Annotated in this window: 12 protein-coding genes and 1 riboswitch; of the genes, 10 read left to right on the top strand and 2 right to left on the bottom strand. The window is 60.9% G+C overall.

Annotated features, from left to right (window positions below):
* Positions 1–16 precede the first annotated feature (16 nt).
* Positions 17–1,294 carry a lipid IV(A) 3-deoxy-D-manno-octulosonic acid transferase gene (waaA, locus tag ACA046_RS02655; RefSeq protein ID WP_459025674.1) on the top strand — a complete coding sequence of 426 codons (1,278 nt, stop codon included), beginning with the start codon at positions 17–19 and terminating at the stop codon, positions 1,292–1,294.
* 118 nt (positions 1,295–1,412) lie between these two features.
* On the opposite strand, the gene ACA046_RS02660 is transcribed toward waaA, so the two are convergent.
* Positions 1,413–2,852 (bottom strand): TolC family outer membrane protein, encoded by a 1,440-nt coding sequence (locus ACA046_RS02660; RefSeq protein WP_459025676.1) that lies wholly within the window; start codon positions 2,850–2,852, stop codon positions 1,413–1,415.
* Between the two features lie 195 nt (positions 2,853–3,047).
* A riboswitch (TPP riboswitch) is annotated at positions 3,048–3,153 on the top strand.
* 145 nt (positions 3,154–3,298) lie between these two features.
* Between ACA046_RS02660 and thiC the strand changes: the two genes are divergently transcribed.
* Both thiC and cytX read left to right on the top strand, forming a co-directional pair.
* Positions 3,299–5,203 (top strand): phosphomethylpyrimidine synthase ThiC, encoded by a 1,905-nt coding sequence (thiC, locus tag ACA046_RS02665; protein WP_459025678.1) that lies wholly within the window; start codon positions 3,299–3,301, stop codon positions 5,201–5,203.
* A gap of 144 nt (positions 5,204–5,347) precedes the next feature.
* The gene (cytX, locus tag ACA046_RS02670) at positions 5,348–6,637 is read left to right on the top strand and encodes a putative hydroxymethylpyrimidine transporter CytX (RefSeq protein ID WP_497675867.1); all 1,290 of its coding nucleotides are present in this window, start codon (positions 5,348–5,350) and stop codon (positions 6,635–6,637) included.
* Here cytX and ACA046_RS02675 read toward each other — a convergent pair.
* The gene (locus tag ACA046_RS02675; RefSeq protein ID WP_497675868.1) at positions 6,606–7,352 is read right to left on the bottom strand and encodes an RsiV family protein; all 747 of its coding nucleotides are present in this window, start codon (positions 7,350–7,352) and stop codon (positions 6,606–6,608) included. The two genes, cytX and ACA046_RS02675, sit on opposite strands and share 32 nt — an antisense overlap.
* A 211-nt stretch (positions 7,353–7,563) precedes the next feature.
* On the opposite strand from ACA046_RS02675, the gene ACA046_RS02680 reads away from it, so the two are divergent.
* From ACA046_RS02680 to ACA046_RS02710, 7 genes are all read left to right on the top strand, one after another.
* Positions 7,564–8,181 (top strand): NUDIX domain-containing protein, encoded by a 618-nt coding sequence (locus ACA046_RS02680; RefSeq protein WP_003209505.1) that lies wholly within the window; start codon positions 7,564–7,566, stop codon positions 8,179–8,181.
* Positions 8,172–8,621: a DUF1249 domain-containing protein gene (locus ACA046_RS02685; RefSeq protein ID WP_003209507.1), complete on the top strand. Its 450-nt coding sequence runs from the start codon at positions 8,172–8,174 to the stop codon at positions 8,619–8,621. The genes ACA046_RS02680 and ACA046_RS02685 overlap by 10 nt, the downstream gene beginning before the upstream one ends.
* A gap of 99 nt (positions 8,622–8,720) precedes the next feature.
* Positions 8,721–9,536 carry a 3',5'-cyclic-AMP phosphodiesterase gene (gene cpdA / locus ACA046_RS02690; protein ID WP_497677038.1) on the top strand — a complete coding sequence of 272 codons (816 nt, stop codon included), beginning with the start codon at positions 8,721–8,723 and terminating at the stop codon, positions 9,534–9,536.
* 898 nt (positions 9,537–10,434) lie between these two features.
* Positions 10,435–11,043, top strand: coding sequence for a YqiA/YcfP family alpha/beta fold hydrolase (locus tag ACA046_RS02695; protein ID WP_459025683.1), 609 nt, complete (start codon positions 10,435–10,437; stop codon positions 11,041–11,043).
* A 44-nt stretch (positions 11,044–11,087) separates the two neighbouring features.
* On the top strand, positions 11,088–12,992 hold the full coding sequence (parE, locus tag ACA046_RS02700; protein WP_076018076.1) for a DNA topoisomerase IV subunit B: 1,905 nt from the start codon (positions 11,088–11,090) through the stop codon (positions 12,990–12,992).
* A complete protein-coding gene (locus ACA046_RS02705; RefSeq protein ID WP_076018075.1) occupies positions 12,992–13,996 on the top strand; it encodes an esterase-like activity of phytase family protein in 1,005 nt (334 codons plus the stop codon). Before parE ends, ACA046_RS02705 begins: the two co-directional genes overlap by 1 nt.
* Entirely contained in the window at positions 13,993–14,514 is a 522-nt protein-coding gene (locus ACA046_RS02710; protein ID WP_497675869.1) for a retropepsin-like aspartic protease family protein, read from the top strand. The genes ACA046_RS02705 and ACA046_RS02710 overlap by 4 nt, the downstream gene beginning before the upstream one ends.
* Position 14,515 lies beyond the last annotated feature (1 nt).

The following is a 14,515-nucleotide window of genomic DNA, read 5'->3' on the forward strand; positions in this document are numbered from 1 at the left end:
GATAAACTCCGCCGCCATGAATAGAACTCTCTACAGCTGTCTGTTTTACCTGGCGCTGCCGTTGGTGGCTTTACGTCTGTGGCTGCGGGCCCGCAAAGCGCCGGCTTACGCGAAGCGCGTGGGTGAGCGCTTTTCCTATGGCTTGCCGGTGATGCAGCCTGGCGGGATCTGGGTGCACGCCGTGTCGGTGGGCGAAAGCATCGCCGCTGCGCCGATGATCCGCGGGCTGCTGGAACGTTATCCACAGCTGCCGATCACCGTCACCTGCATGACGCCTACCGGTTCCGAGCGCATCCAGGCGTTGTTCGCCAACGAGCCGCGCATCCAGCATTGCTACCTGCCGTACGATTTGCCCTGTGCGGCCAAGCGGTTTCTTGATCGCGTGCAGCCGAAACTGGCGGTGATCATGGAGACCGAGCTGTGGCCCAACCATATTCATCAGTGCGCCCAGCGCGGGATCCCCGTGGCATTGGCCAACGCACGGCTGTCGGCCCGGTCGGCCAAGGGCTACGGGCGTTTCGCCAAGCTGACGGCGCCGATGTTGGCGGAAATGAGCCTGTTCGCCGTACAGACCGAAACCGAGGCCGAGCGTTTTCGCAGCCTGGGCGCACGGCCCGAGACCGTCGAGGTCACCGGCTCGATCAAGTTCGACCTGACCATCGACCCGCAACTGCTGGAGCGCGCCGCCGCCTTGCGTGAGCAATGGCACGCCAGCGAACGCCCGGTGTGGATAGCCGCCAGCACCCACGAAGGCGAAGATGAAGTGGTACTCGCCGCCCATCGCCAGTTGCTCGCCAGCTATCCCAATGCCTTGCTGATTTTGGTGCCGCGCCATCAAGAGCGCTTCAACCCGATGTTCGAGCTGTGCCAGCAGCAAGGTTTCGCCACCGTGCGTCGCTCCAGCGGCGAGGCGGTGACGGCGCAGACTTCCGTGTTGCTGGGCGACACCATGGGCGAGTTGTTGTTCTTGTATGCCTTGGCCGACAGCGCCTTTGTCGGCGGGAGCCTGGTCGCCACGGGCGGGCATAACCCGCTGGAGCCGGCGGCATTGGCCAAGCCGGTTATCTGCGGGCCGCACGTGTTCAACTTCCTTGAAATCAGCGCAATGATGCGTGACGCCGGCGCGTTGCAGGAAGTGGACGATGCCGAGGGTTTGGCGGTGGCGGTGCAGCGCTTGTTCGAGCTGCCGCGTGACGCGCAGAAGATGGGGCAGGCGGGGCTGGCGGTGATGCGCGCCAATCAGGGGGCGTTGAAGCGTTTGCTGGACGGGTTGGGCAGACTGCTTAACGTCTAATAACACAAATCAAATGTGGGAGCTGGCTTGCCTGCGATACAGGCGCCTCGGTACATCAGTTAAACCGAGGTGATGCAATCGCAGGCAAGCCAGCTCCCACATGGGTTATGTGTTGTCTTTAATAAGCGGGGTTAGCCTTCAACTGCGCCGCAGCCGCCTTGGCCAGGTCCGGCGGCAGGAAGTCCTTGTCCGGGTTGTAGTCGGCCTTCAAATACCGCGCCAGATCCTGCAAATCCCCCGGGTTCAGCGTTCCCGCCGCCTGCTTCAAGCGCAGGTTGTCGAGGATGTAGTCGTAGCGGCTGTTGTTGTAGTTGCGCACCGAGGTGTAGAGCTGGCGCTGGGCGTCCAGCACATCAACGATGTTGCGTGTTCCCACCTGGTAACCGATTTCCGTGGCTTCCACTGCGCTCTGGTTGGAGATGATCGACTGGCGGCGCGCCTGCACCTGCTCCACATCGGTGTTCACTGCGCGGTGCAGGTTGCGGGTGTTTTCCACCACCTGGCGACGCAGGCCTTCGCGCTGCTGCTCGGTCTGTCCGAGGCGGGAATAGGATTCGCGCACTTGCGAGCTGGTCAGGCCGCCGCTGTACAGCGGGATCCTCAACTGCAAGCCCACGGTGCGTTGCGACACGTCACCTTGATACGGCTGGCCGAAGGCGCTCGGGTTGCTGAAACCCAGGGCGTCGTTGTCACCTTTTTCATATTGCGCCACAGCGTCCAGGGTCGGCGCGTGGCCGGCCTTGCGTTGCTTGAGGGTTTCTTCGGCGGCGGTGACCGCGTAGTTGCTGGCCAGCAGGTTCAGGTTCTGGCGGCCGGCGGTTTCGACCCAGGCCTTGGCGTCGTTCGGCGACGGTGGCAGCACCGGCAGCGTGTGCACGATGCCCTGGATCGAGTTGTACTGGCGGTTGGTCAGGGTGATCAGCGCTTCAAAGGCGTCGTCCACCTGGCGCTGGGCCAGGATCCGGTTGGCGCGGGCGGTGTCGTAGCTGGCCTGGGATTGCAGCACGTCGGTCTTGTCCGACAGGCCCACGTCAAAGCGTTCATTGGACTGGTCCAGTTGGCGCTTGAATGCGGCTTCCTCGGCCTTGGTCGAGGCCAGGTTGTCCTGGGCTCGCAGCACGGCGAAGTAGTTTTCGGCGCTTTGCAGGATCAGGTTCTGTTCGGTGGCCGAGAGTTGCAGCGAAGCCTGTTCGTTGACGGCTTCGGCAGCCTGCAACTGGAACCAGCGATCGGCGCGGAACAGCGGCTGGCTCAGGGTCGCGCGCCAGGAATGCGCATCGCGGTTGACCGTGGCCGCAGGTTGATCGAGCTGAGTGCGCACGTTATTGATGTCGGCACCGGCCGACAGGTTCGGCAGCAAGCCGGCGCGGGCCTGGGGCACCACTTCTTTCTGCGCGCCATACTGGGCGCGGGCCGCAGCCAGGTCGGCGTTGTTGTCCACCGCTTCCTGGTAGACGCTGACCAGGTCGGTTTTGGTCGTCAGGGGCGCTTCAGCTGCCCAGACCAGTCCGTTGGTCGCACAAGACACGGCGAGAGCCAGTGAAAGTTTGCGCAGCATGAGGCGATCCCTAGAATAATATTACGGCGATAATTTGGTGCCCAAGGCTAAGGCGGCCCATTCCTGGCGTCAAGACCTCAAGCAGTCACCGAGTGTAGTGGCGCTATCACGGCACAACAATCCTGTAATTACGCCATTCATCACGATGAATGCACCGCCGTTGGCAATTTGCCTGCTCCATGGTCTAGACTGGCCGCGTTCTTGTCGGGGTGCCTTGTTGGAAGGCTGAGATCGGTAAATACCGGATCCCGTTGAACCTGATCAGGTTAGCGCCTGCGTAGGGAACAAGATTTCTCGTCACCCGGCGAGTCCTCTTGTGCTTCGTCCGGGATGTTGTTCGACAATCGAACAGCCCGTGCGCCAAGCACAGCACTGTCACAGTGCGTCCATCCGTCACAGGTTCACTCCGACAAAAATCCACCGCCCGGATAGTTGGAGAGCCCGTGATGAGCATCGAATTAAAAAGCCAAAAATCAAAAAACACCGTGCACCTGAGTGAATCGGCCAAGGTCGACTCCGGTTCCGTGCAGCCGTTTACCCGCTCGCAAAAAATCTACGTTCAGGGCTCGCGTCCGGATATCCGCGTTCCGATGCGTGAGATCAGTCTCGATGTCACGCCTACCGAATTCGGCGGTGAAATCAACGCGCCTGTCGTGGTGTACGACACCTCTGGCCCCTACACCGATCCCAGCGTCATCATTGACGTGCGCAAAGGGTTGGCGGATGTCCGTTCGCCGTGGATTGAGGCCCGGGGTGATACCGAGCGACTGGCTTGCTTGAGCTCAAGCTACGGCCAGGAGCGCCTCGATAACCCGGACCTGGCCTACCTGCGCTTTGCCCACCTGCAAAACCCGCGTCGCGCCAAGGCCGGGGCAAATGTCAGCCAGATGCACTATGCGCGCAAAGGCATCATCACTCCGGAAATGGAATACGTCGCCATCCGTGAAAACATGAAGCTGGAAGAGGCGCGCTCGGCCGGGTTGCTCAAGCAGCAACACCCGGGGCACAGCTTTGGCGCGAGTATCCCGAAGATCATTACCCCTGAGTTCGTGCGCGAAGAAATCGCCCGTGGCCGCGCGATCATTCCGGCCAACATCAATCACACCGAACTGGAACCGATGATCATCGGTCGCAACTTCCTGGTGAAAATCAACGGCAACATCGGCAACAGCGCCTTGGGCTCGTCCATCGAAGAAGAAGTGGCGAAGATGACCTGGGGGATTCGCTGGGGGTCGGACAACATCATGGATCTTTCCACCGGCAAGCACATCCACGAAACCCGAGAGTGGATCATCCGCAACTCGCCGGTGCCGATTGGCACCGTACCGATCTACCAGGCCCTGGAAAAAGTTGACGGGGTTGCCGAAGACCTGACCTGGGAGCTGTTCCGCGACACCCTGATCGAACAGGCCGAGCAGGGCGTCGACTACTTCACGATCCACGCCGGCGTGTTGCTGCGTTATGTGCCCCTGACCGCCAATCGTGTCACGGGGATCGTCAGTCGCGGCGGTGCGATCATGGCCAAGTGGTGCCTGGCGCACCATAAGGAAAACTTCGCCTACACCCATTTCGAAGAAATCTGCGAAATCATGAAGGCCTACGACGTCAGCTTCTCCCTGGGAGACGGCCTGCGCCCGGGTTCGATTGCCGACGCCAACGACGCCGCGCAATTCGGCGAGCTGGAAACCCTCGGCGAACTGACCAAGATCGCCTGGAAGCACGACGTGCAAACCATGATCGAAGGCCCGGGCCACGTGCCGATGCAGTTGATCAAGGAGAACATGGACAAGCAGCTGGAATGCTGTGACGAGGCGCCGTTCTACACCCTCGGCCCGCTGACCACCGACATCGCACCGGGCTATGACCACATCACCTCGGGCATCGGTGCGGCGATGATCGGCTGGTTCGGTTGCGCGATGCTCTGCTACGTCACGCCGAAGGAACACTTGGGCCTGCCGAACAAGGATGACGTAAAGACCGGGATCATCACCTACAAGATCGCAGCCCATGCGGCGGACTTGGCCAAGGGGCATCCTGGGGCGCAGATTCGTGACAATGCGTTGAGCAAGGCGCGTTTTGAATTCCGTTGGGAGGACCAGTTCAACCTGGGGCTCGATCCAGATACGGCACGGGCTTATCACGACGAAACATTGCCCAAGGAGTCAGCCAAGGTCGCGCACTTCTGTTCTATGTGCGGGCCGAAATTCTGCTCGATGAAAGTCACTCATGAGGTTCGTGAGTATGCCGCTAACCAGCGTATCGAAGCAGTAGATGTGGACGTTGCCAAGGGACTGGCGGAGCAGGCGGAGCGGTTCAAGCAGGAAGGTAGCCAGCTGTACAAAAAGGTCTGATCCGGGATCGCGGGCGCCTGTAAGGGCCTCTTCGCGAGCAAGCCCGCTCCCACATTTTGATTTGTTAACACATTCAAATGTGGGAGCGGGCTTGCTCGCGAAAGCAATCTCTCAAACAACAAATACTCCTCTGAGATAACACCCTTGAGCATTCAAGCGAGTACCTACTCTCCCGACATCGCAGTCCCCTTAGACAAACGCGTCTTCGGCGCCCGCGATCTCTTTTCCCTGTGGTTCTCCTTGGGCATCGGCCTGATGGTCCTGCAAACCGGCGCGCTGTTGGCGCCGGGCCTGGGCCTCTCCAGCTCGTTGCTGGCGATCTTCCTCGGCACTCTGGTCGGCGTACTGCTGCTGGCTGCCGTCGGCGTGATCGGCAGCGACACCGGGTTGTCCTCCATGGCCGCCCTCAAACTCAGCCTCGGCACCCAAGGCGCAAGCCTGCCGGCGCTGCTGAACCTGCTGCAGCTGATCGGCTGGGGCTCGTTCGAAATCATCGTGATGCGCGACGCCGCCAGCCTGCTGGGCACCCGTGCGTTCAGTGAAGGCAGCCTGCTGGCCAATCCGCTGCTCTGGACCCTGGTATTCGGCGCCCTCGCGACCTTGCTCGCCGTCAGCGGTCCGTTGACCTTCGTACGGCAGATCCTGCGCAAGTGGGGCATCTGGCTGCTGCTGGCCGCCTGCCTTTGGCTGACCTGGAACCTGTTCGCCAAAGCCGACCTGGCCGCACTCTGGGCCCAGGCCGGTGACGGTTCGATGCCATTCGCCGTTGGCTTCGATATCGCCATCGCCATGCCGTTGTCCTGGCTGCCGTTGATAGCCGACTACTCACGCTTCGGCAAACGCGCGAAAAACGTGTTCGGCGGCACGGCGCTGGGTTTCTTTATCGGTAACTTCTGGCTGATGAGCCTGGGCGTGGCCTACACCTTGGCGTTTGCGCCGAGCGGTGAAGTGAATGCGTTACTGCTGGCATTGGCCGGGGCTGGCCTGGGGATTCCGCTGCTGCTGATTCTGCTGGATGAATCAGAAAACGCCTTCGCCGATATTCACTCGGCGGCGGTGTCCAGCGGGATTCTGTTGCGTTTGAAAGTCGAGCACCTGGCGCTGGCCATTGGCGCTATCTGCACGCTGATCGCCTGCTTTGCACCGTTGGCGCAGTACCAGAACTTCCTGCTGCTGATCGGCTCGGTGTTCGCGCCGCTGTTCGGCGTGGTGCTGGTGGATCACTTTATCCTGCGCCGCCGTGGCCTTGGCGTCGCTGCCAACCTGCGCTGGCCGGCGCTGTTGGCCTGGCTCGGTGGCGTCAGTACTTATCACTTGCTGGCGAATCTGTACCCGGATGTCGGCGCGACCCTGCCGGCGCTGGTGCTGGCAGGGCTGTTGCACTTCATCCTGGGCCGGGTCTTCAGTGACGTGCGGGCACCAGCTCAGGCTTGATCACGCCGGTCAGGCGCGCATAGGGGATGGTCATTTCGATCAGCCCCAATGCGTACGGGGCGATGGTGGTCACGTTGTACTTGAGCACCACGCCATTGCTGGTCAACGCCACATTCGGGGTTTTCTGGAACGGCCAGCTCTTCACGAACTCCGGGTCGCGGTCCATCTGCGAGTTGATCAGCCAGTTGTTGTGGGCGACTTTTGCGGTCTTCCAGAACGCATCTTCCTGACCCGGCAACATCATGTCGGTCAGGCTCAGCTCTTTGTGCAGCAGGCGTGAATAGTTGATGAAACCGCGGCCCGGCTCGCCGTGGGCGGTGCCGGTGTCCAGGTAGCTGGACACTTCGATGATCACCAGTCCGTCATGCTGCTCACGTACCTTGGCCTGCAAGTACATGCTGTTGCGGTCAGGCGACTCACGCAAAAACTTGTCGCGGTAGGCATTCAGGGTAGCGGGCATGCTCTGGCTCGGTGAGGTGCGAGCCATCTGCAGCAGGCGCTGTTCGATGATCTGGTCCAGCTGTGGCTCGGACGGGAAGTGCACGGTGTCGATGTTTACCAGCGGGCAATCCGGGCTGCTGCAGCCGGGTTTGATCTGCTCGGAGGCGTCGGCGGTGGTGTCCAGCGGCTTGAGATAGCTCGGTTGGAACAGGCTCTGGCAAGCACCCAGGGTCAAGGCGATACAGGCCATGGAGGCGATTTTTAAAAGCGACATGTGTGTCCTTCATAAATCGAGGAAAGGTGAAAATGTGGAGCTTCGACTACCGACAAGGCAGTCAGTTCGCCACTAAGCTGATTAGAGTGAGTTTGACGCCCGCCGTCTATCCCGGCAACCGGAAAGGGGCTGCATCAAGGGGCACGGGCGCGTTAGGATGGCGCGATGTCGAGGCCGCCTCGATACCGCAAGGCAAAAAACGAGGGTTGATATGACGGACACAGCGAAATCGACGCCGAGCAAGGTTGAGATTGTTCAGCGCGACAATGCCTACAAGGGCTTCTACAAACTGGATCGGCTGAAGCTGCGGCACGAGAAGTTTGATGGTGGCATGAGCCGTGAGCTCAATCGCGAAGTCTTTGTTCGTCATGATGCCGTGTGTGTGCTGCCCTACGACCCACAGCGCGACGAAGTGGTGCTGATCGAACAGTTTCGCGTAGGCGCCATGGGCCGTACCGACAACCCGTGGCTGATCGAAATGGTCGCCGGCCTGATCGATAAAGATGAGCAACCGGAGGAGGTTGCACACCGCGAAGCCGAAGAGGAAGCTGGCCTTACATTCTCTGCACTCTGGCCGATCACGAAGTACTTTCCGTCGCCGGGTGGCAGCACCGAATTTGTCCACTTGTTCCTGGGCCGTTGTGAAAGCGCCGGGGCCGGTGGCGTCCATGGACTGGAAGAGGAAGCCGAAGATATCCGCGTCACCGTCTGGGCCTTTGAAGACGCCCTGCAGGCGGTACGTGACGGTAAAATTTCCAACGCAGCGAGCATTATTGCCCTGCAATGGCTTGCGCTTAATCGCGCGGAAGTGAGGGGGTTATGGCAGTAAAGGCACGGGAGCGATATCGGGTTGACCTGATCGGGCTGCAAGCAGCCTGCGAGGCCAACTATGCACGGCTCATGCGGCTGCTGCCGGACATGCGCCACACCCCCGAGGCGCGGCGCATCGCCGTGACCCACGGCGACCAGATGCTCGGCGTGCTGACCCTGGAAGTGATCGTGAATTGCCCATACACCACCACCCTGCGGGTGCGCCAAGAGCACAGCCTGCCGTGGCTGCCGGTGCCGCAGTTGGAAGTGCAGGTGTACCACGACGCACGTATGGCCGAAGTGATCAGCGCCGAACATGCACGACGCTTTCGCAGCATCTATCCTTACCCCAATGTGTTCATGCACCAGCCCGATGAGAAAGCACAGCTCAATGTGTTCCTCGGCGAATGGTTGAGCCACTGCCTGGCCCTGGGCCACGAATTCGAAGTCGTTCGATAGATGTGAACTGTGTCCGCTTCACGGGTTTCCTCTTTGTGTCCTGCCCCAGCATAATCGCCTCAAATGTCCATTCCTGTGATCACGCCCTGGGAGAACGCCTTGCCGAGCGTATCCGCCTTGAACCCTGACGCTCCGGCGTTGCTGGTGCAGTTGTCCGATAGCCACCTGTTTGCCGAGGCGGACGGCGGGCTGCTGGGCATGAAAACCCGCGAGAGCCTGCAACGGGTTATCGAGTTGGTGCTGGCGCAGCAGCCGCAGATTGATCTGGTGTTGGCCACCGGGGATTTGTCCCAGGACGGTACGCTGGAGTCGTATCAGGCTTTTCGTGACATGACGGGGCAGATTCAGGCGCCGGCGCGCTGGATTCCGGGGAATCACGATGAGCCGCAGGTGATGCTGCAAGCGGCGATCAACAGTGCCTTGCTGGAGCCGGTGGTGGATGTTGGCAACTGGCGGATCACCCTGCTGGACTCGGCGGTGCCGGGCTCGGTGCCGGGGTATTTGCAGGACCAGCAACTGCAACTGTTGGCGCAATCGTTGAGTGAGGCGCCGACTCGGCATCATCTGGTGTGTTTTCACCATCATCCGGTGTCGATTGGGTGCGCTTGGATGGAGCCTATTGGTTTGCGTAATCCTGAGGCGCTGTTTGCGGTACTGGATCGGTTTCCTCAGGTGCGGGCGGTGCTTTGGGGGCATGTGCATCAGGAAATTGACCGGGAGCGTAATGGGGTGCGTTTGTTGGCTTCGCCTTCTACCTGTATTCAGTTCGCTCCCGGGAGTGAGGATTTCAAGGTGAGTGAGCAGGCGCCTGGGTATCGCTGGCTGCGTTTGCATGCCGACGGGCGGTTGGAAACGGGTGTGGAGCGGGTTGAGGGGTTTGTGTTTCAGGTGGATTACGGTAGCAGCGGGTACTGACGGCTTTGGGGGTATATCCGTTATTTGGGTAACGGCCGCCTAGGGTTCCGCTCTTACAGCGGGTCACTTTTGAAAAGCGCAAAAGTAACCAAAACGCTCTGCCCCGCCTGTCGGCACCTCGCCTAGGCTCGGTGTTCCCTCACTCCGGCATTACTCCGCGGGCCGCCGCGACGGGCCATCCATGGCCCGGCGCGGGTAAACCGGCGTCCTGCCGGTTTACCCGCTCCGCAATACCTGCGTTCGGCCTCGGGCTGAATGGGGCAGTCAGATCAAAATCAAAAGCAAAAGCACAGCGGCCTACAGGCCGGCTTGAGTGTTAAAAGCAGAGGCAAGATCCAGAGCGAAAGCAGAGCTGCTTTTCTGTAGGAGCGAGCTTGCTCGCGAAAAACCTGAGACCGCCGCGTTCATTCAGAATGCCCGCGTCATCGTTAACGACCTTCGCGAGCAAGCCCGCTCCCACATTTGGACCGTGCCCGCTTTAGCTTTTGCTGTTGCTTCACCACACTCAAGCCGGCCTGTAGGCCGCTGTGCCCTTGATCTGCTTTTGATCTTGATCTTAGGCGCCCCGTTAAACCACGCTGGCCGAACGTAGGCAGTACGGAGCGGGTAAACCGGCAGGACGCCGGGTTAGCCGCGCTGGGCCAAGGATGGCCCATCGCGGCGGCCCACGCTCCAAAGCCGGAGGAGGGCACACCGAGCCTAGGCGAGGTGCCGAGTGGTGGGGCAAGAGCCTTTTGGTTACTTTTGGGCTCTTTTCAAAAGTGACCCGCCGTAAGGGCGGAACCAATCGAAGCCATCACCCAAATAACGGATATGCCCCCAGAAACCCCGCTAGAGCCTAGCCCCCAAGTTCCCTGTAAACTGGCCCCTCTTTGAGCTGACCCACAGAGGACCCGGAATGTCCGCATCGATCTTGTATATCCACGGCTTCAACAGCGCTCCCGCCTCCAACAAGGCCAGCCAGTTGATCACCGTGATGGACAGCCTCGGTCTAGCCGACCAGTTGCGCGTGCCGGCCCTGCATCACCACCCCCGCCAGGCGATCCACCAGTTGGAGGCGGCTATCCGTGACCTCGGAAGGCCACTGCTGGTAGGCAGCTCCCTCGGCGGCTACTATGCAACCCATCTTGCCGAACGCCATGGCCTCAATGCCTTGCTGGTCAACCCGGCAGTCAGCCCTCATCGGATGTTCGACGGATACCTGGGCACCCAGAAGAACCTCTACACCGATGAAACCTGGGAATTGACCCACGACCACGTTGCGGCCCTGGCCGAGCTGGAAGTGCCGGCACCCCAGGACGCCCAGCGTTATCAGGTGTGGTTGCAGACCGGCGATGAAACACTGGATTATCGGCTCGCCCAGCAGTATTACCGAGCCTGTGCCTTGCGCATCCAGGCCGGTGGCGACCACGGTTACCAGGGCTTTGCCCAGCAGTTACCGGCGCTGTTGAGTTTTGCCGGCATTGGCGCAGATCAGTACCAATCCTTCGATTTCACCGCATTGTGAAACCGCAGGTTACTTTTTAATCGAACGACTCACGACGAGACCCCATGGCCACTCCCAGCGCTAGCTCTTATAACGCCGACGCCATCGAAGTCCTCTCGGGCCTCGACCCGGTGCGCAAACGCCCCGGCATGTACACCGACACCAGTCGGCCGAACCACCTTGCCCAGGAAGTCATCGACAACAGCGTCGACGAAGCCTTGGCCGGGCACGCCAAGTCGGTACAAGTCATCCTTCACGCCGACCATTCCCTGGAAGTGTCCGACGACGGTCGCGGCATGCCGGTGGACATTCACCCGGAAGAGGGTGTGTCGGGCGTCGAGCTGATCCTCACCAAGCTGCACGCCGGCGGCAAGTTCTCCAACAAGAACTACCAGTTCTCCGGTGGCTTGCACGGTGTGGGTATCTCCGTGGTCAACGCCTTGTCGAACCACGTGCGGGTCAAGGTCAAGCGCGACGGCAACGAGTACCAGATGACCTTCGCCGATGGCTACAAGGCCACCGACCTGGAAGTGATCGGCACTGTCGGCAAACGCAACACCGGCACCAGCGTGTACTTCGCGCCGGACCCGAAATACTTCGATTCGCCCAAATTCTCCATCAGCCGCCTCAAGCACGTGCTCAAGGCCAAGGCCGTGCTGTGCCCGGGCCTGCTGGTCAGTTTTGAAGACAAAGGCACCGGCGAAAAGGTCGAGTGGCATTACGAAGACGGCTTGCGTTCCTACCTGGAAGACTCCGTCAGCGAATTCGAACGCCTGCCCAACGAGCCGTTCTGCGGCAGCCTGGCGGGTAATAAAGAAGCCGTGGATTGGGCCTTACTGTGGCTGCCGGAAGGTGGCGACAGCGTTCAGGAAAGCTACGTCAACTTGATCCCGACCGCCCAGGGCGGTACCCACGTCAACGGTTTGCGTCAGGGCTTGCTGGATGCCATGCGCGAATTCTGCGAATACCGCAGCCTGTTGCCACGGGGTGTGAAGCTGGCGCCGGAAGACGTCTGGGAGCGGATCGCGTTCGTCCTGTCGATGAAAATGCAGGAGCCGCAATTCTCCGGCCAGACCAAGGAACGCCTGTCGTCCCGTGAGGCTGCAGCGTTCGTCTCGGGCGTTGTGAAGGATGCCTTCAGCCTGTGGCTCAACGAACACCCTGAACTGGGCCTGGCCCTGGCAGAGCTGGCAATCAACAACGCCGGCCGCCGCCTGAAGGCCAGCAAGAAAGTCGAGCGCAAGCGCATTACCCAGGGCCCGGCACTGCCGGGCAAGCTGGCGGACTGCGCCGGGCAAGACCCGATGCGTTCCGAGCTGTTCCTGGTGGAAGGTGATTCCGCCGGCGGTTCCGCCAAGCAAGCGCGGGATAAGGAATTCCAGGCGATCCTGCCCCTGCGCGGCAAGATTCTTAACACCTGGGAAGTCGACGGCAGCGAAGTGCTGGCCAGTCAGGAAGTGCACAACATCGCCGTGGCCATCGGTGTCGATCCGGGCTCGGCCGATATCGCCCAACTGCGCTACGGCAAGATCTGCATCCTCGCCGACGCCGACTCCGACGGCCTGCACATTGCGACTTTGCTTTGCGCGTTGTTCGTCCAGCATTTTCGCCCGTTGGTGGATGCCGGTCACGTCTACGTCGCCATGCCGCCGCTGTTCCGCATCGACCTGGGCAAAGAGATTTTTTACGCCCTGGACGAAGCCGAGCGTGATGGCATTCTCGACCGCCTGGTGGCGGAGAAGAAGCGTGGCAAGCCTCAGGTCACCCGATTCAAAGGTCTGGGTGAGATGAATCCGCCGCAACTGCGAGAAACCACCATGGACCCGAACACCCGGCGCCTGGTGCAATTGACCCTGGAAGATTTCGCCGCCACCTCTGAAATGATGGACATGTTGCTGGCGAAGAAGCGTGCACCGGATCGCAAGAGCTGGCTGGAGTCCAAGGGCCACTTGGCCGAGGTTGTTGGCTGATGCGCAGCAGTTTCGCCCTGGCGATTCTGTTGTTGAGCGGGTTGGCGGCCACCTCGGTGGTCGCGGCGCCTGTGGCTGAGCTGAAGCTGTTGTCGGAACACCCAGTGGAAGGCATGCGCGGCGGTAACCTGTCGGGCCTGGCCTTATGCGGTAACGAATTGTGGACAGTCTCCGATCGCGATGACGACCAGATCTACCGGCTCGATACCGCTGGTGATGTCTGGAAAGCAGAGAAATACGGGATTGACGTGCCGCCGGTGCCGGAGTCGGGTTTGCCCTTTGGCCTGCGCTCACGCACCAAGGCAGCTGCGTTGATTCGTGGTGGCGACCTGGATTTTGAAGGCATCAGCTGCGATGCGGCGGGCAACCGTTACATCGTCAGTGAGGCTCACGCGGCGGTTCTCAGGGTGCCTTTCTCCGCAGAGCACGGTGATACGGAGTGGCTGAAGATCGCCCCGGGCATGGTTCGCGAGGCTCGCGCCAGTGGCATGCTGCTGCACTTCAATGCATTGTTTGAAGGCATCGTGGTTAACCCGGAAGGCAATCAAATCTGGCTCGCGGCAGAGCGTGAGCGGCGCGGGCTGATCTCCATCAAGCGCCCGCAAACCCTCTGGGATTGTGACGGCCCTTGTGTATTGCTGAGCGAGGCGGGCCAGGAGATGCAGCCGGCGCAGTTCCCGGGCGCCAAGGCGGTGTCCAAGGACTTTGCCGACCTGGCGCTGTTCAATGGCAAGCTGTTTACCCTGGAGCGCAATGCGTTTCAGGTGTGTCGCCGGGATGCGGTCACGGCCCAGGTGGAGTTGTGCTGGTCGTTTGCCGATGAAGCGCTGACGCCGAATCGGCGTTATGCCCAGGCCTATGGATTGGCCGAAGCCTTGGTGGTGGACGCTGACGGTGCCTGGATCGGCATCGACAACAACTTCGGCGCCCGCGCCGATGGCGAAAAGCGGCCGGTGGTCTATCGTTTCGCCGCCCCTGCGGGTGGCTGGAGCGCCAAGCCATGAGTGCGCAACCACCCGGCAAGCGCGCCGGCCGTGTGTTGATGTTCGTCGCGTGGGGCGCGGGATTGTTTTTGGCGACACGATTTTTTGGGCAGTGGGAAGCGCGTCAGGAAAATCCCAATGCCGTGGTGACCTCGGAGCAACACGAGGGTTACATCGAAGTCAAACTGCTGGGCAACGGCCAAGGGCATTTCGTCGCCACTGGCCAGATCAACGGCCAGCCGGTGCAGTTCATGCTCGACACCGGGGCCACCGACGTGGCGGTTCCGGCTGAATTGGCTGACCGTCTCGGGCTTAAACGCGGCCTGCCGGTTGGTGTGAGTACGGCCAACGGGCGAACCCAGGGCTTCCGGACCGAACTGGGCCGCTTGCAACTGGGCGATATCGTTCTGCAGGACGTGCGCGCCCTGGTGGTGCCAGGGTTGGGCGACGAACAGGTATTGCTGGGCATGAGTGCTTTGAAACAACTTGAATTTACCCAGCGCAGCGGCACCTTGCTGCTGCGCCAGACCAAACAATGAT

It is taken from the genome of Pseudomonas sp. LBUM1641 (genome assembly GCF_059716235.1).